This window comes from Lapidilactobacillus salsurivasis, from assembly GCF_054785215.1.
This window is the reverse complement of sequence record NZ_BAAABI010000011.1, coordinates 1-25507: the sequence shown is the minus strand read 5'-3', so window position 1 is coordinate 25507 and position 25507 is coordinate 1. Positions and strand designations below refer to the sequence as shown.

Genomic DNA, 25507 nt, shown 5'->3' with positions numbered 1-25507 from the left:
TTAAAATTGGTGAAGTTGTATTTGATGTGCATAAAAAATCATTAAAAATACTTCTGAATATGTCCTCTCACAACTGAATCAATAGAATCTCAAGAAACAAAGAAAAAGAGGCCTAATATATCAACTTTCTCTTGACTAATGGTAGAAAACGATGCCCACCGCGTTCCAGCCACGATAAACGTCCTGAGGCGGTTGCGTCACCACCTAAACCCACACGCACAGGTTTCTGGAATCCGTTGGCATCGCCGTACCACCTCAAAAGTGGGCAATTGTTTGTCCTCTAGCTCGCAAAACCAATTCGTCAAATCCTTCGCTTCAATTGCAGATAAACTCAATTCTGCCTAGCAACCGGCTGGGACTGCGCGGCTCAGTGGTGAAATTGTCCTTAGCGGCTCTGCCGCTTAGGACAAGGCTCGATTTGAAGACAAGCCGCGTACTTTGCGGATTGGCTTCAAACGACGCCCACCACGTTCCAGTCCGCAACAGCAGTCCCAGCCGGTTGCGTTCACGCGCAACACCCACCGACACCCGCAATCAAGCATAGATTCAATAACTGTTTCAATAAACAAAAAGCCTCGTCAATCAGCGACGAGGCTTTTTATAATACGCTCATTTTCTATTGGGACAATGGGCTCGTGGCGTAATCAGCGCCATTTGATGCGGCTGAAGACGCGGCGGCCCAAAGCTTCTCGTAGCAACATGAACAGCGGCCAGGCAATGAGCAACAGGCCTAAATAATACCAAACGTAAGGCCACGCCAGGATTCGATGCAAGCCGAAAATGGTGGTGGTATAGATAAAGGTGGCGAGAAAAGCAGCCACTAAGCCGCCGATCAACACCAGTTTGCGACCGGCGAAGGGGCGGCTGATCACCAGCAGCGCGCAGAAACCGATCGCGCCGATGGCAAAAACCGACATGGTTGAGGTGACTAGATAGGACCAATTTTGCCAGTGTCCGGTGATGCTGATCCCCAGCAATAGTAAAATATCGCAGATCGCTGCCGGCGCGGCGATCTCCATGACGTTATGCATGAACCGGCCAGCTGGCGGGCGATAATTCGGTTCGAGGGCTAAGAAGAAGGTGGGAATGCCCACGGTCAGCGCGTTGACCGGCGTTAGTTGGGACAATTGGAAGGGGTAAACCGTGCCCAAGACAATGAAGAACAAGGCCAAGGCCACGGAATAGATGGTTTTGATCAAATATAACGACGCGACCCGTTCCACATTGTTGATGACCCGGCGCCCTTCATTCAACATGAAGAGCAGTGACTCGAAATTATGGTCCAGCAACACGAAATTGGCGGTGGCTTCCGCCGCTTCGCTCTCCCCGGCCATAGCGATGCTGCAATCGGACTGGCGCATCGCCAAAACATCGTTGACGCCATCGCCGGTCATCCCAACGGTCAAGCCATTGGCCTGCATCGCCTTGATCAGCCGGGCTTTTTGTTCCGGTCGCACCCGCCCGAAAACTTGAAAACGTTGGACCAGCGGCCGATAATCCGCGTCCGCCGCTAGCGCGCTCATGTCCACATAAGCCTCCGCGCCTTCGATCCCCGCTTGCCGCGCCACATTGACGACGGTTACCGGATCATCGCCAGAGATGATTTTCAAGGCGACCCCTTGGCTACGCAAGTAATCAAAAGTGCCCTTCGCCTGGGGGCGCACCTGGTCAGCGATCAAAATCAGACCCAGCACTTCCTGATCAGCCGCGGGCGCTTGCGCCACCACCGCCAAAACCCGATAGCCAGCGGCCGCCGCGTCTTGGGCTTGTTCCTGCAACGGCCCGTGGAAATCAGTGATAATGAACGCCGGCGCGCCCATCAAATAACGGGTCCCCGCCGTGGTCACGAAGCCTGAAGCCTTGGTTTCCGAGGAGAACGGCAACACTTCCGCCACCTCCGCGGACCACGGGGTGGCCGCCAACGCCAGAATCGCTTTGGCAGTGGCGTTTTCTTCGGCGGTGACAGCGACAATCTGGCTAGCCACCGCGGTTACTTGTGCCGCCGTTCCGGCCAGTGGCAAAACCCGGTCCACCGTTAAATTCCCCGTGGTGATCGTGCCGGTTTTGTCCAAGCAAAGGGTATCGACACGGGCCAAGGTTTCGATGGCGTTCAAGGAGCGCACCAAGATTCGTTTCTTCGTCAGATTATAGGCGCCAGTCGCCAAGGCAATCGAAGTTAACAGCACCAAGCCTTCCGGGATCATCCCGATCACCGAAGCCGCCGTGCCTAAAATCGCGTTGTTGAAATTGCCGCTTTTGCCATAGGTCCGGAAAAACAGCAACAGGCCCAGGGGAATGATCGTGTAGGTCAAAACCCGAATGATCCGGTTAATGATCCGCATCAACACGCTTAGCCGCGGCTTTTGTTGGCTGACCGCATTGGACAATTGGGCGGTGAAACTTTGCAGCCCCACCTGCGTCAACTGGATCAGCCCTTGCCCCGCCACGACGAAGCTCCCGGAGTAGACCGGATCTTGGGCTTTCTTGGCGATGGAATCCGCTTCACCAGTCAGGCCTGATTCGTCGACTTGCAAGCCAGTGGTCTGGCGGACGATCCCATCCGCAGGCACTGTTTCGCCCCGCTTCAACACCACCAAATCATCCAACACCAATGCTTCCAACGCCACTTGTTGCGGCTGACCATCACGCAAAACTGTCAACGTTTGCTGGTTGACCATATTCAAACGATCGATCCGCAATTTCGCCCGAATTTCCTGATAACTACCAATGATAATGTTGACCAAGACCGGTCCCATGAAGAAAAGATTGCGATAAGACCCGGTCATGAAGATCAAAATCGCGATCACCAAGTTGAGCAAATTGAACAGCGTGAACAAATTAGTCCCAATGATCTGCGGGATCGAACGGGACAGTTGTTTGATTTGCACATTAGTTTGCCCCGCCGCCGTTTTCGCGGTGACCTGAGCTGCGGTCAAACCTGTTTGACAATCGGTTTCGGTTTTTGGTCTCAAACGGTCCGCCATCATTTGGCCTTCTTTCACTGACTTATACTCAAATTTTAGCACAGTCCGGCGTTGGGCGGGCATTTAGCGCTGGCGGATCGGTAAAGCATAATGATTTCTTAACAACCCGTAGAGGGCGTGGCGGGCTGCGGGCAAAAGTATGCTGTTCGCAGCTTGCGCTGCGAAATTCGGGGTGAGCTCGCTGTGGGCGTCACTTTGAGCTTCGCGAAACCCGCGCGAATCTCAAAGCTGAGCCTTGGTCTAAGTGGCATAGCCACTAAGACCAATTTCACGGCGATCTCACCCCGAATTTCTCCGCTCCAGCCGCTCAACGTTTTAACAGTCGCTTGAGCACTCACGCCATCCGGAAAGCTATGGCGAATTGATGAGGAGCCACGCAACTGACGACCGTGGTTAGTAGTCACCAGCTTTAAATTGGTGACACCAGTATAGTTGGTCTGATCAACTCGGGCAGGGCGCTGATTAGTCCAGCCGAATCGGCCATTCTTCACCCAAGGATTGTTAAGGAAATGGGTCAAATTGTTCGGCTGGTGGGCAAGCTGTGTCTAATTAATTGACACTACGTAACGGACGACTCGACCTGGAAATGCGCCACTTTTTGGAAGGGCGATTGGCCTTTGTTGGGTGAGCAAGCGCGCAAAGTTGATTTTACTTGTGGAAACATAACGTCCATGTTAAACTCGAGCTGTGATGATCTGTACTTATTATGACCTTATAAAAAGATTACCAATTTCTAAATATCGGCTAAAATACAGTAATTCATTGGGGTTCATTGGCTATACCATTATTTTTTAATATTTCTGGAACACATACTTTTAATCAGCTTTAACGATTATTCTGGGGGGAATAACCATGAAAAATAGAAAGTATCTCTCTTTAGCTACCCTTAGCGCCGTGGCAATCCTGCTAGGCGCTAATTTGAGTCCCGCCGTTGTTAACGCCGCCGATGCAACCACATCAGCGGCAGCGGCGAGCACGAGCAGTAACACAGCCAATGTCAGTGGTGAAACCACTGGCAACGGGGAAACGCCGGCGAATAATCTGGCGACCACAGACACGACAACTGATCCAGCGGTCACGTCTGCGCCGATCGCAGAAGAGCCGGACGCGGAGCCATCCACGGTGGATAGCAAAACAGTTGGCACTAATGGGGAACCCGACACTAACAATGGCGGCAACGAGACAACCGGTGCGGCCACGAACGGTGCGGCCAACGCTGACGATGCAGATGCCGACAATGCGGATGCTGACAATGCAGATGCTGACCAGACGACGCCAACCGACGGCGCGCCTGTGGCTGCGGCGCCCAGCACCAAGGCAGAGGAAAGCATTGATAGCTGGATGCCGAATAAGGCCCTCCAGCAAATTGTTTTGCCTTGGCTCCAAAGCTCGACGACAGAGAAAACTTGGGCTAGCGTGGCGGATATTACCAAGGCGGACATGTTGTACTTAACGGAACTCGATAATCGTTCGTCGAAAGTTCCTAAGAATCTTTGGAATACGGTCACGACTGATGGCAGCAATTTCTCACTTGAGGGTTTACAGTATGCGACTAACCTGAAAAAGCTCACGATGACCAATCAACTAAATAATCCATCCACTTCCATTCGTGGCAATCTTGTTGATGTGTCACTGTTGCGTGGATTAACAAGTTTACAGTACGTCAACTTGTCATTGAATCGAATTGAAGATGTCACACCATTGACAGAATTGCCAAATGTTACCCACTTGGATGTTGCTTACAATTCAATCAGGGACCTATCAAGCATTGTCAAGAGTCGCTACACAGCGGGATTAAGCTACACCTTTCAGATGTCCGTGTGGGACGATGAGCTAATCTACATCGACCCCGATGCTAAGGTTAACACCTATTGGCCAGTTACCGTGGCACGTAAAGAGGCGTTTCCCAGTGGAACCGACTTAAGTAGTATCACTACTGAAATCCCAACCGGAACAGGGCAATTAGTCTTCTTTGACCCCATAAAGAATCCAGCATACGCCGGCATGGGCCAAGCTTTTTATAATGGCGCCGGCGTAGATGGCGCAGCCGCCTTCAAACCTGTGATCAATGCGGATGGCTCAGTCCTCTATGGTGTCGTCCACGGAGAAAGTCAATACATTAACCAATGGATTGATGTGAAACAAGACGGGGAAAAATATCGGGTGTACGTGAGTTATTGGTTCTATTTACCGAAATTCATTTACGAAAATGGCGCGCCCGTATTCTGGAGTTTCACGCCTTATCTAGTCAAAGCAGACCTGGCCACCCTCAACGCCCACAATTCCGAAATCTATGTTGGTGACAGCTGGACGGCGGAGGATAACTTTGACGACAGTTTGAACCACGAGGGGAACCCACTCGATTTCGGCAAGGTGACCGTCTCAGGAACCGTGGATACTACTACGGCCGGGGATTATCCCATCACTTACAGCTATGGTTCGCTGACGAAGACGGTCACCGTCAAGGTCAAGGAAAATCAGGCGCAGATCAATGCCAAAGACACCACGATCTACGTTGGTGACATCTGGAAACCGGCGGACACTTTTATCAGTGCCACCGATCGTGATGGCAACGATGTTTCGTTGGATGATCTGGAGGTAACCCATGCGGTGAACACCGGCACTCCGGGTAAATATCCGGTCACTTACACGATGCCGGCCGTTCTGCGTGATGGTTCGGCGCAACCGCAAGCCACCAAGGAGATCACGGTCACCGTTTTGAAGAAGACGGTCACCCCACCAGCTGAGGACAAAACCGCATTGAACATCAAGCCCAGTACCACGCTAACCGTGGGCGATGACTGGACGGCCGCGGACAACTTCATTAGCGCCTTCGATCGGAATGGCAATGCCGTCGATCTCGGGGCGATCAGTGTTTTAGGCACCGTTGACACCAGCAAGCCCGGCGTTTATCAGGTGACTTATGCTTACGCGGGTCTAACAAAAATCGCCACGATCACGGTCAACGCTGCTGATCCGACTGACCCGACTGATCCAACCGATCCGGTTGACCCAACGGACCCAACTGACCCAACGGATCCGACCAAACCAACCTTACCGATTACTGGTGGTGACCGGCCGACCGCGCCTGTTGAGCAACCGGCCACGGACAAGGTGACCTTGCCGCAAACTGGCGAACGGCAAACGCAAGGTGCCTTCTGGGCCATTTTGCTTGTGGGCCTGACTGGTGTGGCCGCGGTGCACTTCTGGTTACGCAAACGCGCTTGATCGGTTGACCCAACCATTCGCGCCCCTGCGACTAAAAATAACCCTCAACCCAAACGTACCTTGGATGAAGACTCGAACGTAACTTGGATGAAGACCTGATGGAAGCAAACGCATCTGACTAGAAAGACCTGATGTGATTGGATATCGGGTCTTTTTCTGTCTGCTTGGCGTTAGGTACCATGACTTTTTTTCTGAAAAACTCGCCAAATTCCGGCAAAAGCGCTACTTTTGGTAGATTGTTTGACCATGCTAAACTGGATTAACCCTAATGAAATCGTTAGTCTGTGGCGGTGATTTTCCCAACAGCATCGCCGGAAAACGATTGGTCATGCTTTGCCCATTAATCATTATTTCAGGAGAGAGCTATGAAGAAAAGAAAAGCTTTGTTTCGCGTCAGTATTGGGATGGCGGCTGTGTTGTTCAGCGCCAATTTGGTCCCGGCAATCGCTCAGGCGGCTACTGTTAGCGCGGAATCAGAGGCCGCCCGTCCCGATTCCGACCAGCGTGACCAGCAGCTGCCACTTCCCCCATCTAGCCCTGCCACCTCGCCAGACCCAGCGACGGACCCCGCGGAACCGATCGATCAGTGGATGCCCAATCGGAAATTACAGCAATTGGTCTTGTTTTTCCTCCAAGGTCTAGGTGATGACGCGGGGAAAACTTGGACAAGTGTCGCCGATATTACCAAGGCGGATCTGGCGAAATTAAAGATCCTGATGACCACCAGTACGGGTCTCCCAGAGTACGATATCCAGGTCGATCTCCCCGCAGAATTGGAAGGCACCTGGATCGACGGCGTCCACTCCTACTCACTTGAAGGTTTGCAGTACGCAACCAATCTGGAACAGTTATGGCTGGGCAGCCTTAATTTACATGTTGAGCCGGGAATTTATGTCGGTGACATTACCGACAGCGATCTTGCCATCCTGACTCAGTTGCCACAGCTGACTCATCTTGGATTACAAGGCAATCGGATCACCGATGTGCGGCCGCTGACCAAGTTGTCGCACTTGCGCGAACTTGTTCTGACCTATAATCAAATCGCTGACTTCTCGGCACTTGATGCCAATAACTACACCAATTTGGAGATTCACAGTCAATTTGTCCAACCTAAACCGGTCTATATTGACCCGGAAACGGCCAGCTTTGACTTAACGCCAGGCTATTTCAACGCGCGCCTGAAGTTACCCAAAAATTATCAATCCACGGATCCGCTGAGTCCGACAAAAGTTGATGACAAGCATCTGGATCGAATCCTCATCGAGAACCCCACGCACGCTTTGTCCTTTTATAATGCGGCGGCTAAAGCTAACATTATTTTTGACGATGGCGCCACGGAAAACGGCGACACCACTGACTCCATGGGCACCATCCATTACACCCACATCTATCCGCAAGTAACCCCGGGAGACGTCATTTCACCAGAAGACAATCCTGTCGCGCTTGAGCAGCCTTACTACTATTACATGATGGCCAGTTTGGGTACCCCCGCAACTGGGGAGATTTTCTTCGTGGCTCAGCCTTACACCAACGACAGTCTCGCCCAGGTCAACGCTCACGATTCCGCGATTTACGTTGGGGACGGTTGGAAGGCCGCGGACAATTTTGATAGCGCGGTGGGCGTTGACGGGCAAACACCCGTCGCTTGGTCAGACATCAAAGTCACGGGCAAGGTGGATTTGAAGAAGCCGGGCACGTATCCGATCACCTACACCAGCGCGAGTGCCGAAACAACCATCAACGTCACCGTCAAAGAAAATCGCGCGCAAATCGAAGTCCGCGATCAAACCATCGCTTTTGGCACCAAGTGGGACCCCGCGGCGGCTTTCGTTAGCGCCTATGACCGAGATGGCCGCGGGCTATCCTTCCAAGATTTGACCGTCAGCGGCACGGTGGATACCGGCAAACCCGGGGTGTATCAGGTGCGTTACAGCTATGGCAACTTGACAAAAACCGCCACGATCACCGTCAAAGCGCCGGCTCCTTCCGAACCCGAAGGCACACCTAAGCCGCCAAATCCGGTTGACCCAGAACAACCAGGCACCCCCACTGCTCCAGAGAAACCCACTAACCCGAGCCAACCCACTAACCCAGACAAGCCTACGAAACCAAGTCAGCCCGCCATTCCGGACAAGCCTGCTATCCCGAGTCAGCCCGCTAGACCGGACAAGCCTGCTACCCCGGGTCGACCCACCGGACCGGACAAGCCTACAAACCCGAGTCAGCCCACCGGACCAAGCAAGCCAACCCCCACAGAACAGCCGACCAACCCAATCGATCCAGCTCAATCAACACCGTCCACCGAGCCAACTTTACCAGAAACTAGCGAAACACATCCAAAAGCGCCAGCGAGTACTGCTAAGCAGGCGCGCAAAAATCCGCAACCAAACGCCCAACAACAAACCCCAGTAACTTTTTGGATACTTTTAGCAGTGGGCTTAACCGGCTTGGCCGCGGTCCATTTCTGGTTGCGGAAACGAACAAGGACGGATGGTGATTAGCCAGTCCTAATCCAAAAAAATTAAAAACTGATTCAAAGCCTGGTGGCAACGGCCATCAGGCTTTTTGTGATGTCAAGATGAGCGGCCGTCCAAAACCTGATGGCGATTGCAAACGCTTCATTGCCTTACTTGACTAAACACGCTAGAATAAAATCGATATTATGTCTAGATACCATATGTCTACTATTGGAGATCAAATTAGAATTGGCTACCGACAATTGAATATTGGAAGATTTATTTTTATCCTTGACGATTATTCTGGGGGGAATAACCATGAAAAGAAAAAAGTATTTATTTTTTGTAACCATTAGCGCCGTGGCAATCTTGCTTGGCGCTAATTTGAGTCCAGCCGTGGTTCACGGTGGTGTCTCGATTGGCATCAGTAGTAGCTTTCTCACAACAGATCAGGCTGTTAAACCGGGAACTGTCGCGCATCCCAGCGACCTTGCCGCTGAAGTGCCCTCTGATGAGACTGCGCCAATCAACGAGTGGATGCCAAATACCCGGTTACAGCAATTAGTCTTAATCTATCTACAACAGTTCACAATCCTCGATCCTACGAAGACTTGGAACAGCGTTGCGGATATCACCCGAGACGATATGGCAATGTTGACCCATCTTAGTACTCGTGGACTGTATGACGCGGACTATCCTGAACTCAGTATTCCCAAAGAAGACCAGAACACTTGGGCGGCCGCTGGCGATGATGAGTACTCCTTGGAAGGTCTACAGTACGCGACCAACCTAGAAATGTTATCACTCTGTAGTGATAATCTGAATATTCAACCTGGGATGCGTTTTGGCGCAATCAAAGATTTGAGTCCTATTGCCGGTCTTAAAAAGTTGAAAACAATCAACTTGCAAGGTAACCAGATTACTGATGTTCATATAATTGCCGACCTACCAAATGTAACAGAGCTTGATCTACTAAATAATTGCATTGGCGATCTATCACCGCTTGACGCTAACAAATATTCCGAGTTAAATGTCTATAATCAACTCGTTACACCGGCACCTGTTAATATTGATCCCACAAATCCTACATTCAAATTGACCAACGATTACATTAATTCCGTGATCAAACTTCCAAGAAATTATAAGTACTCATCGACTCAGCCGGTTCCGGTAACCAAAAATAGTCTCGGAGTTGAGATCTCACGAAGGCCATGGACAGCTTGGTTTTATTACAACACTTCAAAAGAGCAAGATATTCAGGCAACGGACCAAGAAATCCAATTCAAGAATATGGCAACTCAAGAAACACCGGGCCCCTCAGGCACAGTCACAGTCAGCAACGGCCAAATCTACAGTCTTAGTCAATTACCCTACAAATATTACATGATCGTCGACGTCAATGCGGTCAACGCAAGTGAAACAAGAGGAATGTTTACATTGTTCCAGCCCTACACCAACGACAGTCTCGCCCAGGTCAACGCCCACTATTCCACGATTTACGTTGGGGACAATTGGACGGCCGCGGACAACTTTGACAGTGCAGTGGGCGCCGACGGGCAGACTACGACTGACCCTACCGATGTCACCGTCACGGTCAAAGACGAAGCTGGTGGCGATAGTGCGGTCGACACTTCAAAACCCGGGACCTACAAGGTTACCTATGCGTTCGCCGGCGCCGAAACAACGATCACGGTGACGGTCAAGGAAAACCTAGCCGCGATCGAGGCCAACGATAAAACAATATATGTTGGTGATCACTGGGAGCCAGCGGATACTTTTGTCAGCGCCACCGATCGCGACGGCAATAATGTTCTGTTACCGCAACTCACCGTGGACCAGGATGTTAAGACGGACACACCAGGCACGTATCCAGTAACTTATGCGATTCCAGCCGCAACTCTCGACGCTGCGGCGAATCCGCAAGCGCAGAAGACCATTACCGTCACGGTCAAGTCGAGGACGGTCACCCCACCAGCCGAGGACAAAACAGCGCTGACGATCAAGCCAAGTACAGAACTAACTGTCGGTGACCAATGGACCAGCGCGGACAACTTTATCAGCGCGTTCGACCGCAATGGCAACCCCGTCGCCTTCACTGAAATCAGCGTGATCGGCTCGGTTGACACTAGCAAAGCCGGCGTTTATCAGGTGAGTTATGGTTACGGCGGCCTGACCAAAATCGCCACGATCACCGTCAAGGTCAAAGATCCAACGGGACCAACTGACCCGACTGATCCAACTGATCCAACAAACCCGACTGACCCAACCAAACCAACCCTGCCAATTACCGGTGGTGAAAAACCAACTAAGCCAGTAAAGAAGCCTGATCAAGATCAGTCAACCTTGCCACAGACTGGCGAACGGCAAACCCAAATCGCCTTCTGGGCGCTTTTAGTCGTCGGACTAACCGGCGTGGCCGCCGTCCATTTCTGGTTACGGAAACGCGCGTAAGCAGAATCACAGCGACCAATCAGCAACGCTCAAGATCAGCCGCAAAAACAACCGATCAAGCAGCCGATTTTAGCGAAAGCAAAGCCTGACGTGCAAGGCGTCAGGCTTTTTTAATACGTGCTGCATGACAGAATTGCCCCTGATGACCAAAACAACGCCTATTGTTATCGCCCGCAAGTAATCGGGACCAACTAACCAAGGTCATCAATTGCAGGGCGCGCCTCACGATTGGGACTAGCCACTCCGTCGGCGGAAGTACTGATGCGATCGTTGAGCGGCGCGCTTAGCCCCACAATCAACCAGTTTGGCTGACAACATGTGCTAAGCGTTGATGGGCTGTTTATCCGTTTGGCGGAAGATCGGGCTGGGGGTGAGTCAGCCGCGATATTATTGTTGGCGATTTATCGCCTACAATAAGGCCGAGCTTGAAGATTTTCGGCGGGTTTCCGAAAAGCTTCAAGTCGTGCCCGCAGCGTTCCACCACCCCCAGCCCGACCTGGAGCCCCACCATATCTGCAAGCCACCAACGCCCTCCGCGTAAACGCGCTCACGCTCTGATTGTGACTTGCATGTTCCCTCGCTTTTCACTACACTAAAATCAGAGTGTGAGCCAGCCCGGTTAGCTTCTGAGCATTAACCTAGCCAGGATTTTGGAGGCTGGGCCTTGCCTCCGGAAGCCTGGCGTAGTTAAGCGCAAGAAGCTGGGCTGGCGAACACGTTTCAAAAGAAGGAGGCTGTCACCGATGATTATTGGCGTTGACGTGGGCACCACGAGCACCAAAGCGATTCTTTTCGACACGAACGAGCGGGCCGTGGGCACGGCGACCCAGGGGTATCCCTTGATTCAGGAAAAACCGGGGCAGGCGCAACAGGACCCCACCGCGATTTGGCAAGCGGTTGTCAAGGTGATCCAACAAGTTCGACAACAAGCGCCGATGGCTACGGTGACGGCGGTCAGTTTGTCAACGGCGCTATTCACCTGGGCTGATAATCAGGCGGCGGCCAGCGTGGCGCGACTGCGGCAACAAAAAGACGCGGCGGAGTTGTACCAAGTGAGTGGGACGCCGCTGCACCCGATGACGCCGTTGGCCAAACTGTGCTGGCTCCAAGCAACGCAGCCGGCATTATTGGCCCGGACCGCCTACTTCGCCGATCTCAAAAGCTACTTAGTTTGGCGCTTGACCGCTCACTTCGCCCTGGACGTCAACCTGGCCAGCGCCACCGGGCTAGCGTCCTATGAAACCGGTCAATGGGCACCGCAACTTTTAAAAAAATTGGCAGCGCGCGCAGACCAACTGCCGCAAATCGTCCCGATCACTCAACAATATCCCCTAACCGCGATTGCGGCCCGCACCTTAGGCTTGGCGCCGACGACCCGACTGGTGGTGGGCGCCAGCGACGGCGCTTTGGCGAACATCGGCTTGGGCGCGGTCCACGAGCACCAAATCGCCTTAACGATCGGAACCAGTGGCGCCGTCCGCGTGATCAGCGCCCGACCACAATTGGCGCCCCACGGAGAGTTGTTCTGTTATCGGATCGACCCCGATCACTGGCTGATAGGCGGTCCCGTCAACAACGGCGGGATTATTTTGCAATGGGCCTTGGACACCTTCTGCCCTGACCTGCAAAATACCGCAGACCCGATTGGCGCCTTGATTGCTTTGGCCGCGCAAAGTCCCCTGGGCGCCCGGGGATTGATCTTCTTACCTTACTTGAACGGCGAACGCGCGCCGTTTTGGGATGGTGATTTGTCCGGACACTTGATTGGCTTACGCAGTCAGCATACCCGCGCCGATTTGTTGCGGGCGATTTTGGAGGGGATCAGCTTTAACTTGGCGATCGTGACGCGGCAGTTGACTGACCTGGTGCCCGCCGCCAAAACAGCCACGTTATTGGGAACAGGCGGTTTTGCCCGCTCGGCTTTCTGGTGCCAATTGATCAGTGATCTCTTCGCCCGCGACTTGGTGATTCCCCAAGAAATCCAAGGCTCCGCGGTGGGCGCTAGACGCGTGGCCCAACAGGCCTTAGATCCAGACCAACCTTGGTGGCGGCCACAACCGAAAGTCGCGACAACCACCTATCACCCTGACACCACCAGCGCCCAAAAGTATCAACGCTTACGCCCTTTATGGTGGCGCTTGGCCCAACAAGCCGCCCGCCCCAGCCCGGAATTGGCCGCCTGGCAGTCCCTAACAGAATAAGGCGCCGACCAGAACTTCGCACCAGCGCAGCGGCACTTCAAGCAGGCCTTGACGTCTGATTTTTTGGCAACTTGGTTCTAGAAATGAGCGATTATGGTAAAAAAACTTGGCATTCGTGAACTGATCGAATTTACTTTGAAATCTGGCGACCTGGTGCCGCAACCTTCCAGCAACCACACCGCCTTGGAAGGCGCGCGGATCCACCGCCGCCTGCAAAAACAAGCCGGATCAGATTATCAAAAAGAAGTCCACCTAACTTATGAAACTGAATTGGATGGTACCGCCTACTTAATTGAAGGCCGCGCCGATGGTGTCGTGATCGATCCTGATTCCGGCGCTATTTTGGTGGACGAAATCAAGACGTCGGAGCCAGCCTTCGCCGACTTGACCGCCGACGCCTTGACCCGCTATTGGGGCCAGGCCAAATTCTACGCCTGGCTGCTGGCGGAGCAACAAGACGTGGCCGAAGTCACTGTCCAACTGACCTATTTTCAGACGTTGACCGAAACAATCACCCGGGAACAACAAGTTTGGTCGCGGACTGACTTACATGATTTCGCGACCAAAGTTATGACAGAATATGAATATTGGCTCCATTTGCGCTCCAGCTGGCGGACGCGGCGGAATGCGGCGGCGGCCACATTGGCGTTCCCCTTCCCCGCTTTTCGTGAGCAACAACACCAGTTCGCCGGCGTGGTCTACAAAACCATCGCCGCCCAGAAATTCCTGTTGGCCGAGGCACCCACGGGCACAGGGAAAACCATCGCCACGCTCTTCCCCACAGTCAAAACTTTTGGAACCGAACTGAGCGAGCGCATTTTCTACCTCACCGCCAAAACCAGCACCCGCCAAGTCGCCGAAGAAACCGTCCAACTGCTCAATGACCACGGCGCCCAACTGAAAAGTGTCACGATCACCGCCAAGGACAAAAGTTGCTTGATGGTCCAACAAGGCTTGGAGCCACAAAACTGCCCCAACCACGTGGGCTATTACGACCGCAACAAAGACGCCCTCAAGGACCTGTTCGAACACGAGAACCGCTGGGACCACGCCACCATCCAGCGTTACGCCGAAAAGCACACCATTTGCCCCTTCGAGTTCAGTCTGGACGCCAGTTTGTTCGCCGACGTGATCATTGGCGACTATAATTATCTTTTCGACCCTCAAGTTTACCTGCAACGTTTCTTCGCCGATCCCCAACCCGGCAGTGTTTTCCTGATCGACGAAGCCCACAATTTGGTCAGCCGCAGCCGTGAAATGTACAGCAGCAGCCTTGACGAACAATTGGTCAAGAATCTCAAAAAAGAAATTCGCGGCCACCAAAGCACCGCCGTGAAACAATTGCGCCGCGCCTTGAAACCCTTGCAGGCCAGTTTCAAGATCCTGCAACAACTTTTCAGTGGCGAAACGTCAACGACCGCCGCATCAATAACGCCAACCGCACCGGCAAAAGTTGATCCTGCGCCGTCAGTTGCACTAGCACCAGCAAAAATCAGCCCCGCACAACCAGCAGACACCCAAACTAGCTCGCCGACGATTTCTGAAAAAGCTGAAGGACAGGAAACCGAGAATAAAGCTGAAGCAACGCTTGAAGCTGGCCCAGCAGCAAAAATTGAAGTAAAGAGCGAAACAAGCGATGGCGCAAACGATGTCACAAGTGATGAAACCAGCGGCAGCAAGGCGTCTGAAAACAAACCAAAAAACAAACCCAAAAACGAATTCAAGAACGAATCCGAAAGCGAACCTGAAAAAGCGGTGGAAAAGCTGCCGATCACCGTGCAACTGCTGACCCAGAAATATGGCAGCAAGGCGACTCGCGACGCCGCCCCTGATTTGGCGCTGTTAAGCGCGCCTGATGAGGACTTCATTGAACTTCTGTACCGAACTCTGGAGAAACTGGGGCTTTGGTTGCAGGACCACAAAGAATCCGAGTTCCATGAATCCGTCTTGAATCTCTTTTTCGCGGTGAATACTTTTCTGAAAATTTACGACTTTTATGGCGATAATTATCAAACGATCGTCACCACCAGCCCAACCTTGAAAATCACCTTGCGCTGTTTGGATGCCAGCGAATTTTTGCAAACCTCGCTTCATAAAGGCGATGCCGCGATCCTGTTTTCGGCCACACTGACACCACTCAGCTACTATCAAGAAACGCTGACCGCCGCAGATCCCGAGAGCCTGATCTATCGGATCACCTCGCCTTTTCCGCCGGAACACCAGGGTTTGTGGATCACCAATTACGTGCAAACCACCTATCGCCAGCGCGAAACCAACCTGCCGCGAATCGTGGCCACCCTGTCGCAAATGATCAACGCCCGCACTGGCAATTACCTTGTTTTCCTATCTTCCTATGGTTTCTTACAACAAGTCGCCACCGCTTTCACTCAAGCCGCGCCCCACGTGAAAACCGTTCAGCAAGAAGCTGGGTCCAGTGAAAAAGTTCGGCAAGACTTTCTGGCCGCTTTCACCCACGATCCTGACGAGACGCTGGTCGGTTTTGCCGTGCTCGGCGGCGCCTTCTCGGAGGGCATCGACTTGCAAGGCACCCGGCTGATCGGCGTGGCAATCGTCAGCGTCGGCCTCCCTGGGTTGAGCCTGGAAAACGACCTCCTTCGGGATTATTACCAAGAGAAAAACGGCCAAGGCTTTGCCTACGCCTATCAACTTCCCGGCTTCAACAACGTGTTGCAAGCAGGTGGCCGCGTCATTCGGGGTATGGCGGATCGCGGGGTGATCTTGTTGATCGACCAGCGCTTTGCCAGTGGGCGTTACCGGCAGCTGTTTCCGCCGCACTGGCAGCAAGCGCAATTGGCTCGGTCGCCGCAGGAACTATCCCTAAAGCTTGCCGACTTCTGGGCGCGGCAAAACTGATTAAAAGTAGGTTGGCCGCGGCTTGCGCTGCGAAATTCGGGGTGAGCTCGCTGTGGGCGCTGTTTTGAGCCAATCCGCAAAGGACGCGGTTTGTCTCAAAATCAGGCCTTGGTCTAAGTGGCAGAGCCACTAAGACCAATTTCACGGCGATCTCACCCCGAATTTCTCCGCTCCAGCCGCTCAACGTTTTAACAGACGTTTGAGCACTCACGCCTACTGAGTAAGCTGTTGCCAATTGATGGGGAGCCACGCAATTGACGACCGTGGCTAGTGGTCACCAGCTTTGAATTGGTGACACCAGTGCAGTCTGTCTGATGAACTCGGGTAGAATCTTGGCTAATCAACTGAATCGGTCGGTCGCCGCTCAAGGATTGTTAAGGAAATGTGTAGAGATGTCCAGTCTACGCAAAATATCCCGACCACCCAATCCAAATCCGTTGACATTGCCGTACCACAAAAAAAGTGTGATGGGTTTTGACCACCACACTTGCAAAACCACTTCGTCAGATATCCAGCTTCGATGACAGATCGGCTCAATTCTGTTCAGCAACCGCCTCAGGACGTGTGGCTCAGCGGTGAGATTATTCTTAGCGATTTATCGCTTAGAATAAGGCCTGATTTTGAGACAAGCCGCGGTCTTTGCGGATTGGCTCAAAACAGTGCCCACCGCGTTCGAAACAGAGTGCGAACCGACCCGGTCAGCTCCTGAGCATTAGCCTAGCAATTGTTTTGAAAGCCGCACTTTGCTTTCGAAACAATTGCGTAGCTAAGCGCAGGGAGCTGGGTCGGTGAACACGTTTCCAGCCACGACAAACGTCCTGAGGCGGTTGCGTCCACACCAAACCCAGCACATCAGCAAGCAAACAAAAAAACCGTCAAACGACGGTTTTTTCAATCCAATCATGACAATCAATCCAAGCGCCGCCAAAACGACCGTTGGAAATACCGCGACAACAGCCCAGCGACAACCAGCAAGATCACCGCTGCGATCACATTCGCCCAAATCGGCTGCAACGTGACCGCATAAGCATAACCAACCAAGGCTAAGGCGCCCAGGATCATATTGCCACCTAAAACGAGCACTAACGCGAAGTTGCCGCCACCGCGACTGAACAGTTGGTTGATGTTGGTCCAGTCCGGCAAGTGCAGCCGGAAATCACGAATGAAGTAATAATGACTCAAATAATACGCACCATAGATCACGCCCAAGATCATCATCACCACCAGTAGTGGCGAGATATGTAGCACGAAGGCGGCGATCAGGGCCACCCCGGCGCCCATAATACTCTGGATCAGAAAGCCAAGGCGGAATTTTTCCCGCAGATAACGATTCAAAGATAACGGTAAGGCTTGGACAAATTCGTAATTCTGCTTATCTAACGAAATCAAGTTGGCGACAAAGGAAACCTTGTCGGTGATCATGACGGCCAAAACCGCGCCACCTAGGAAGAATACGCCAAACCAAGGATAAAATGACAACGAACTGAGATTGATTCTGCCGCCCAGACCAAAGGACATCAAGAAAATCAGCGGTGCCATCAAGGTCGTCGAAATAACTTGCATGATCAAATTGGGCTCTTTCAACAATTGACGGTTGTAAAAGCTCAATAGTGGCCGCAAACCACTAGGTAGGCGGCGTTTGCGCGCGCCACCACCCATATCGGTATTGGACTGGGTCAATTGTGTGAACAGATCCGGCAAGATCCATTGACGGATCACCAGCAGCAAGATCACTAATAGCGCCACGAAAATGCCGAACCCCAGCAAACCTGCGCCGCTGAATGGTTGGTCGAGCAAATGATATAAGGGCATGAAGATCTGGAGCGGTTTCGTATCGACGGTGTTCGCGCCTGCGGAACTAGACTTCATATTGGTGAAGAAAATCCCCACCATCATGAAGATCATGGTCAAGCCCAGCAACAAACTGGTGGCTGTTTTCTTATGTTGCTGGAAGAACTTGGTCTTGGTCAAACCAAAGACCACCAAGCTTGACGCTGCCAAGACGACCGCCGTAAACAGAATAAAGACGACCAGGGCCAACAGGACGGCCAAGGGGATCATGATCCCCCCGCGCCAGCTGAGCATGAAGAAAATGATCACCATTGGCAGGATGAACGGGACCACCCCGATCAAAACGACGATGATTTTAGCGAGGAAAATTTCCAAATTACGGAAAGGTAGCGGCAAATAGCCCGGCAGATCCGCGCCTTCGAAGAAGATATTATAAATCGCGCTGATGGCTTGGGTCACCCCCATCAACACAAATAATGCCACGTAATAGGTGAAGATCCCGGGAAACTTGTGGAAGTCCAGGCTCAACATCAAGAAACCATAAATCAAAATGAAAATCAAGCCAGATGAGATGTACTGATTCAGCAAGCTTTTGGTCATCCGCTTCCCTGCTTTCCCTTTCTTCCGTAGTTTATCGGTGACTTGGGGACTGATCAGGCGCAAATTGACCTGGGTCAGGACGCTGAGTTGGCGTTTATTCATGTTGCTCACCATTCAGGTCTTCCACCAAATGCCCTTCCGCCGACTGCCGCCCAACCATCTGCAAGTAGATCGTCTCCAAAGACTCTTGAGGATGGGCCGCCAACAAATCAGCCACCGAGCCCTGATAGATCAGCTCGCCTTGCTTCAAGATCGCCAATTCATCACATAATTGTTGGGCCGTGTCCAGAACGTGGGTCGAGAAAATCACGGTCTTACCCTTGGCCGCGTGCGCTTTCATCATCTCTTTCAAATCGAACGCTGCCTGCGGATCCAACCCTTGCAAAGGCTCGTCCAACACCCAAATGTCGGGATCTGGCAATAAGGCGCCAATAATGATCGTTTTCTGGCGCATTCCGTGGGAGAAACTGGCCAGCGTTTCATCCTGATGTTCTGCCATTTCAAACAGATCCAACAATTCCTGCCGCCGTGCCGTCACTGCCTCGGCGTCCAAGGAATAAGCGGCGATGATCAAACTCCAATATTCGTTGGCCGTTAATTGCATGAAAATATCGGGAATATCCGGAACATAAGCAATCTTCTCTTTGACGGCGTGCCGCTGCGTCGCCAGATCCAACCCGTCCACCGTGATCGCGCCACTGGTCGGCTCAATAATACTCACTAAACTTTTCAACGTGGTCGATTTACCAGCGCCGTTGTGCCCTAAGAAGCCGAAGATCGCGCCCGCCTTGATCTCCAACGTTAATTCATCCAACGCCACTTTATCGCCGTATTTTTTCGTAACCTTATCAAACTGAATCATTGATTTTCCTCCCCTAAACTCAGGTAATAATTCAAGTATACCAATAACACTGACGACTTACGACTGCTTCAGCAATTATTTATGAAATAACTCGGTCAAGGAAAACTAATAGTATCAAACTGGCGGCCACCCTCGAGCGGCGGTTAGGAAGAACAAATTGCCTAGCACGTCGGCGCCGGATTCTAAGGGATGTGCCATCAAAAAATCCCAACTAGAAGAGGCGACTTCTAATTGGGAAGATATTCTGGGTTGGACCAATATTCTGGATCAGCTTGATTGCAAGTCAACGAGACCGGAGCAACAAACTACCGATTGATTGAACGCGCAATCCGGGAAATCGTGTGATGGCTACCACGAATCGCGTCGCTTAACGCGATAATATTTTGAACAGGGGCAACACCTCCAAATCCGGCATCGCCGATATGTTGGATATCGACACCGCAAATTTTGTTGGTCAGCGCAATTTGTTTGATCACATCGGTTGCGGAACCTTCTTGACTGGTACCAATCGCACTCATCACCAAACCACCCTGGGCATGCACAGCTGTGACAATTTCCGTCAGCATTTGTTGGTTCACACCAGGAACGGTCCCCACGGCAGGGACCAGCACGATATCTGCCCCTGCTGCCAAGAACGTCCGTGCAAGATCCGCCGTGATCAAAGGTTCGCTAACCCCAGAGCTATGCATCTTCCCGGCAATGATCAAGCCAGGAAAATTATCACGCGCTAGTTTGATGCTGCGGGCGATCGTCGAATTCGTCACGCCCGTCCCCGGATTACCCGTTAAGCAAATAAAATCAAACTGTTGCCGTGATACTTGCTGAAGCGTTGCCAGACTCAATTGACGGCCAGCAGTAATGGGTGTTTGATCCTCGACCATTTCGTTTAAGTCTCCGACAGGCTCGAGGTTCACACCTATAGGGCAGCCAGCTAATCGGTGTAGCTGTGTCACAATGTTGCTTGCCACACCCTGAGCAGGAAGCCCGGAAATAACCGGCTCAAAAACATCTACACCATTTAGCAGAACCAGATCAGCCCCAAAAGCATGGGCAATCTCGGTGCTGGTAAGATCCGCAACAACAGCCTCACGACCGGCAACATTTTCAGAGAGAATCGTGCGACCCTCACTGGCTGCAATACTTTGTTTCAACTCTAAACGAGTCATTTTCAAAAGCTCGGAGGTATCCGCGCTAATTAATCTTTTCAAACTCTCAACTCCTGCAGCTATATTTTGACGCAACTAGTCTTAATAAATCGGTTTATCAGAAAAATCAACCCGGTCAATTTGCTTGCCTTCTGTTTCGAAAACAATGATTTCATTATCTGGCTTAAGTAAACCAGCGGGCACATACAAATAATTGGTTGGACCCACGGACCAATAGCGTCCCAAATTAAAGCCATTGATAATCACACAACCTTTACCCCAGGTACGGCAATCAATGAAAGTATCGCTAAAGTCTTCGATCGTAAAGTGAAAATGATAGAAGCACGGTTGATTGGGAACATTTAGCTTAGACAGTCTAGTCGAAAAGTCCAAATTGGCTAACATCTCAGCGCTAAAATCCAAAGCCACTTGTCGCCAACCAGAATGGAAATGATTATTGATCATCACCCCACCAACGATTCCTTTATGCTGAGAAGGCGCGTTGAGCTTCGGACCGTAATTGACACGGCCGAGATTCTCAATCAGAATACCGATCTGTATCTCGGCACCAGTGCCCGAATACTCAACGGTATCACCAAGGGTCTCGTGATATTGGCAAGTAAGCGTCTGATTGTCGATTAGGATATGGGCCCGATCCGCTGCCTGAACTAATTTTATTTTCTCTGAGTGACCATAATTCTTCACGCTGGTTTCATAATAGGCATAACCGTAACCGCCACCCAGCGCCTCCATTGGTTGCGTTTCTTGACTGTTTTTAAAGGTAAATCTCCCGCTGTGGAGAGCAGCAGTCAGTGATTGTTCTCCATTTGCAAAAATCGTTGGATATTGCTTGTAGTGGCGCTGGCGCGGCTGCTGCTGTGGTAACTCGGGATAGCGTTCGTGGATCACGGTCTTCAAAGCATTGTATTTAGCAGTTGGCGCGCCCCATTCAGTAATTGGGGCGTCATAGTCATACGACGTGATTTGCGGCAAATCGTTGGTTCGTGTGGAACAGCCATTGAAGAACCCGAAATTCGTACCACCGCGCATCATATATAAATTAAGACTACCTACCTCGAGCAGTTCGTTGATATCCTGGGCAAATCCAGGAGCATCACGGCGGATGATCGGTTCGCCCCAGCGATTGAACCAACCGTCCCAATATTCCATACACATCAAGGGCCAGTTCTTCTGGTGTTGGCGTTGGAAATCAGCTAACACCGCCAAATTTTCTCGCGCGGCTGAGCCAAAGTTCCCCACTGTTAAAATATCATCAGCAATCAACGCTCCCGACTCCAACGCCTCTGGCCAAGTTCCGTCTGCTGTAAACAAAGGAACATCTACGCCCTCAGCTCGCATCATTCTAGCAATTGCTTGCGGATAGTTGTGATCATTGCCATACGATCCGTACTCATTTTCAACTTGCATCATGATGACCGGGCCACCCTGAGTCACTTGATAAGGTGTCAGTCGCTTAAACAGTTCATGATAATAAGTGGCAACAGCGGTTAAGAAGCGTGGGTCAGTCGTGCGTACTTTCAGCCCAGGCTTATTGAGCAACCATGCTGGCAGTCCACCCCAATCCCATTCTGCGCAGATATAAGGAGATGGTCGTAAAATCACTTTCAAATTTAGTTGATCTGCGATTTCGATGAATTTCGCCACATCCTTAATCCCAGCAAAATCGAAGCGACCTTCAAGCGGTTCATGAAGATTCCAAGGAAGATAGGTTTCCACTGTATTGAAGCCCAAAGCCTTCAAGTTAAACAAGGTATCCTCCCATTGACTGGGATGAATCCTGAAATAGTGCACTGCACCAGATAAGATTTTGAAGGGACGGCCGTTCAAATAGAATTGATCTTTAATTTCAAATTTAGACATTTTGTTGAAGTTCCTCATTGTCGCCCATTTTGACAAACGGCAAATAAATCAACGTTGCTAAGGCAATATTAACAAGTGAAAGGACGATTGCTCGCCAATCAAACGCCGTGGCGAAGAAACCGTATAACACTGGCGGCATGACCCAAGTCACGTTTTGCGTTACCGGTGCAACTAAGCCTAACTTCGTGGCAAAGTAAGAAATCGTCGTCATCACTGCAGGGCACAGAATAAAGGGAATGAACATAATCGGATTCAAAACAGTTGGTAAGCCATACATGACCGGCTCGCCAATGTTGAACATCACGGGGGCAATCCCTAATTTGGCAACTTCACGATAATGACTGTTCTTAGATTTCCAGAAAATCGCGATCAACAAGCCTAAAGTTGCATACCAGACAAACGCACCGAAGGAAACACTTGTCCAAAGATAAGGAATTGGTTTATGATTCTGATAGGCATCCAGATTGGCTAACATCGCCACGCCGAAAACACCTTCCATAATTGGGGCCATGACATTGCCGCCATGGATCCCGAAGAACCAGAAGAGTTGGGTCAACACGGAAACAGCCAAGACTGCAAAGAAATTCTGGGACATTCCCAATAACGGCGTTTGCAAAACTTGATAGATCCAATCAATAATCAACTTACCTGTCAACATTTGGAAGAAATGCGACAGGACAGCAACGGAATACATGGCGATAAACCCAGGAATGATTGACATGAATGGCGTGGCAATTGCTGGTGGCACCGATGCAGGCAACTTAATGGTCCAATTCTTATTCATGATCTTGCAAAAAATAATTGAACTCAAGAAGCCAATAATAATGGCAGTAAAATAGCCATTGGATGTAATTTGACCGGCTGGGATCATGCCACTGATTGTTGCAGTCAAGCCGTCTTTCCCAACAGATAATCCATCAACACCTTGCAATAATTTCTTTAGAGAACTTATTTTATCCGCAGACACTGCAAATGTGGTGGACATCGACTGACCCAATGAAATCACAAATGATGATAACGTGACCAGCGCGGCAGACAGCCGGTCAACTTGATAAATTTTGGCAACATTGACACCCAAAGAAACAACAAACATTAAGGTGACGATTGCCAAGCTTCCTTTAAAGACTAAGTTATTGATATCGACCAACCATTGCATGTTGGCAGTGATTGCCGGCAGATTGAATTGATCGGGAATATCCACTAAGAATGCATTGAAGAGAATTGCTAATGACCCTGTCATGACAACGGGCATCGTACCGATAAAAGCATCCCGCAAGGCTACCAAAAACTTCAAATTACCAATTTTGATAGCTAGCGGCAATAAATATTTCTGTAGTCGATCCATTAATTTATTCAAGGTTAGGGCTCCTTCATGATTGATAATAACATTTTAAAACCAATACAAATAACTGAATCCTATTGCAATAAGTTTATAATTCCAACAAAGATAGTAGTAGCGGCGAGAAATCGGCCGAATAACCCGTCGATAAAGCAGGATCAATAATAACAATTTGTCATTAACACGTTAAGGATAGATTATAAAATATAATTTGTCAACCGCTTTCAGTTGACTTTTACGCATTATTTGATTATAATTAATAACTATATCAAACATACTTGTTCGCAATCGAGGAACTTTCCATGAAGAAAACAAAGAAACAACAAGAACTCCAAGCCAGAGTGATTGACGTTATTTATTCGCAAGGTCCGATCTCGCGAATCGACATCGCCAACCTCACCGGAATTACACCCGCGACTATTAGTGCGCTCACTGCGAAGTTAATTGAAACAGGGTTGATCAAAGAAGCCGGCGAAGAAATCCAGCAACAGACTTCAGGACGGCGAAAAATTCTTTTAGAGATTGCCGCCAACCAACAATTCTTCATTGGCACCGAATTGTCGGAAAAATATTTTTCTTTTTGTCTGACTGATAACCTAGGGACCGTTCTCAAAGATCAAGTTCTCAACTTTGATTCCCAGCACACCCTTGCTAACTTCACTTACCAAGACTATCTTGGCTATCTGAAGAATTTCGTATCTCAATGCTCAGCCTATCATCCTTCAGCAATCGGCATTGCGTTACCTGGTCACTTCGATGCAAAGCAAAATAAAATACTGACGAACAATCCAATTTGGACGCAATTCGATCTTCTCAAAATCGCCCAAAGTTTTGATATTCCCGTCCTCTCAGAAAATAACGTTCAAAGCATGGCCAAGGCGCAACGTATTCTTAAGTCAAACAAGCAGGATAGTAATTTTCTCTACTTGCATATTAGTCGTGGCATGTTTTGCTCGTATATGTATCAAGGCGAAATTTATGGCAGTCACAACCAGCGGATCGGAGAAATTGGGCATACAACAGTCAATCCTGATGGTGAACTCTGCGAATGTGGGAAACGTGGTTGTCTGCAGACTTACGCAAGTGAAGCTTGGATCATCAAAAAGGCCAAAATGCTCTTTGCCCATACCAATGGGACCTATCTGCACCAGTTAGTCGAAAACCAGGCAGAAATCAATATTAAAACAATTATTAATGCATATCATCTCGGTGACGAGGGTATCAACAATATTCTGCAACACGCCTTCAGGTATCTTGCAATTACCTTAGAGAACATTTCTCTACTGATCGATTGTCGAACGATTTATTTACACAGCGAACTATTCAGTGACGCAGAACTATTTGGCCTCCTTCAAGAAAAAATTCAACAAAACGTGAGCTTAGCAAATTTTGAACGCTCACAACAACTAGTCGCCGTGCCCTACACGGACCTCGATGGCGCGGTAGGCGCTTGTGGTTTTCTCATTTCTAAATTTCTGTTGGGGAAATAGCCAAAAAGCGACACCAAGTAGGTCCAAGTAGAGCGAAATCGCCACGACACTCGTTCCATCAAAAACAATCAAAAAAAGGAGGCTAGGACACAATTCTAGTTTCAAAAATAAAAGCCCCAAAATTCCGAACTTTTTCGGAATTTTGGGGCTTTTTATGTAGGCATAGAAACCATCTTCTGGTAACCTTAAATTCGACGAAAAAAAT

Annotated in this window: 15 protein-coding genes; 7 read left to right on the top strand and 8 right to left on the bottom strand. The window is 50.5% G+C overall.

Features of this window, described 5'->3' with window-relative positions:
* Positions 1–315 precede the first annotated feature (315 nt).
* The 3 genes from ACYVSB_RS11035 to ACYVSB_RS11025 form a co-directional block, all read right to left on the bottom strand.
* Positions 316–522 (bottom strand): hypothetical protein, encoded by a 207-nt coding sequence (locus ACYVSB_RS11035; protein WP_461219405.1) that lies wholly within the window; start codon positions 520–522, stop codon positions 316–318.
* Between the two features lie 122 nt (positions 523–644).
* A complete protein-coding gene (locus ACYVSB_RS11030) occupies positions 645–2987 on the bottom strand; it encodes an HAD-IC family P-type ATPase (RefSeq protein WP_461219458.1) in 2343 nt (780 codons plus the stop codon).
* Between the two features lie 95 nt (positions 2988–3082).
* Entirely contained in the window at positions 3083–3475 is a 393-nt protein-coding gene (locus ACYVSB_RS11025) for a hypothetical protein (RefSeq protein WP_125600452.1), read from the bottom strand.
* 361 nt (positions 3476–3836) lie between these two features.
* Here ACYVSB_RS11025 and ACYVSB_RS11020 point away from each other — a divergent pair, with 361 nt between their 5' ends.
* The 6 genes from ACYVSB_RS11020 (at position 3837) to ACYVSB_RS10995 (ending at position 16903) form a co-directional block, all read left to right on the top strand.
* Positions 3837–6212: a bacterial Ig-like domain-containing protein gene (locus ACYVSB_RS11020; protein WP_125600449.1), complete on the top strand. Its 2376-nt coding sequence runs from the start codon at positions 3837–3839 to the stop codon at positions 6210–6212.
* Between the two features lie 365 nt (positions 6213–6577).
* Entirely contained in the window at positions 6578–8713 is a 2136-nt protein-coding gene (locus tag ACYVSB_RS11015; RefSeq protein ID WP_461219404.1) for a bacterial Ig-like domain-containing protein, read from the top strand.
* A gap of 273 nt (positions 8714–8986) precedes the next feature.
* The gene (locus ACYVSB_RS11010; RefSeq protein WP_461219403.1) at positions 8987–11119 is read left to right on the top strand and encodes a bacterial Ig-like domain-containing protein; all 2133 of its coding nucleotides are present in this window, start codon (positions 8987–8989) and stop codon (positions 11117–11119) included.
* Positions 11120–11862: 743 nt separating this feature from the next.
* On the top strand, positions 11863–13320 hold the full coding sequence (locus ACYVSB_RS11005) for a gluconokinase (protein WP_461219402.1): 1458 nt from the start codon (positions 11863–11865) through the stop codon (positions 13318–13320).
* Positions 13321–13413: 93 nt separating this feature from the next.
* Positions 13414–16194 carry a helicase C-terminal domain-containing protein gene (locus tag ACYVSB_RS11000; RefSeq protein WP_461219401.1) on the top strand — a complete coding sequence of 927 codons (2781 nt, stop codon included), beginning with the start codon at positions 13414–13416 and terminating at the stop codon, positions 16192–16194.
* A gap of 520 nt (positions 16195–16714) precedes the next feature.
* Positions 16715–16903, top strand: coding sequence for a hypothetical protein (locus ACYVSB_RS10995; RefSeq protein WP_461219400.1), 189 nt, complete (start codon positions 16715–16717; stop codon positions 16901–16903).
* 200 nt (positions 16904–17103) lie between these two features.
* Here the strand turns inward: ACYVSB_RS10995 and ACYVSB_RS10990 are convergent, their stop codons facing one another.
* The 5 genes from ACYVSB_RS10990 to ACYVSB_RS10970 all read right to left on the bottom strand — a co-directional run bounded on the left by ACYVSB_RS10990 (position 17104) and on the right by ACYVSB_RS10970 (position 23818).
* Positions 17104–18687, bottom strand: coding sequence for an ABC transporter (locus ACYVSB_RS10990; RefSeq protein ID WP_461219399.1), 1584 nt, complete (start codon positions 18685–18687; stop codon positions 17104–17106).
* A complete protein-coding gene (locus ACYVSB_RS10985; RefSeq protein ID WP_461219398.1) occupies positions 18680–19447 on the bottom strand; it encodes an ABC transporter ATP-binding protein in 768 nt (255 codons plus the stop codon). Before ACYVSB_RS10985 ends, ACYVSB_RS10990 begins: the two co-directional genes overlap by 8 nt.
* Before the next feature lie 305 nt (positions 19448–19752).
* A complete protein-coding gene (locus tag ACYVSB_RS10980) occupies positions 19753–20655 on the bottom strand; it encodes a DUF7916 family protein (protein WP_461219397.1) in 903 nt (300 codons plus the stop codon).
* A 39-nt stretch (positions 20656–20694) separates the two neighbouring features.
* On the bottom strand, positions 20695–22473 hold the full coding sequence (locus ACYVSB_RS10975) for a glycoside hydrolase family 35 protein (protein ID WP_461219396.1): 1779 nt from the start codon (positions 22471–22473) through the stop codon (positions 20695–20697).
* Complete coding sequence (locus ACYVSB_RS10970; protein ID WP_461219457.1) at positions 22466–23818, bottom strand: PTS sugar transporter subunit IIC; 1353 nt, start codon at positions 23816–23818, stop codon at positions 22466–22468. Before ACYVSB_RS10970 ends, ACYVSB_RS10975 begins: the two co-directional genes overlap by 8 nt.
* Positions 23819–24114: 296 nt before the next feature.
* Here ACYVSB_RS10970 and ACYVSB_RS10965 point away from each other — a divergent pair, with 296 nt between their 5' ends.
* A complete protein-coding gene (locus tag ACYVSB_RS10965; RefSeq protein ID WP_461219395.1) occupies positions 24115–25302 on the top strand; it encodes an ROK family transcriptional regulator in 1188 nt (395 codons plus the stop codon).
* Positions 25303–25507: the final 205 nt, after the last annotated feature.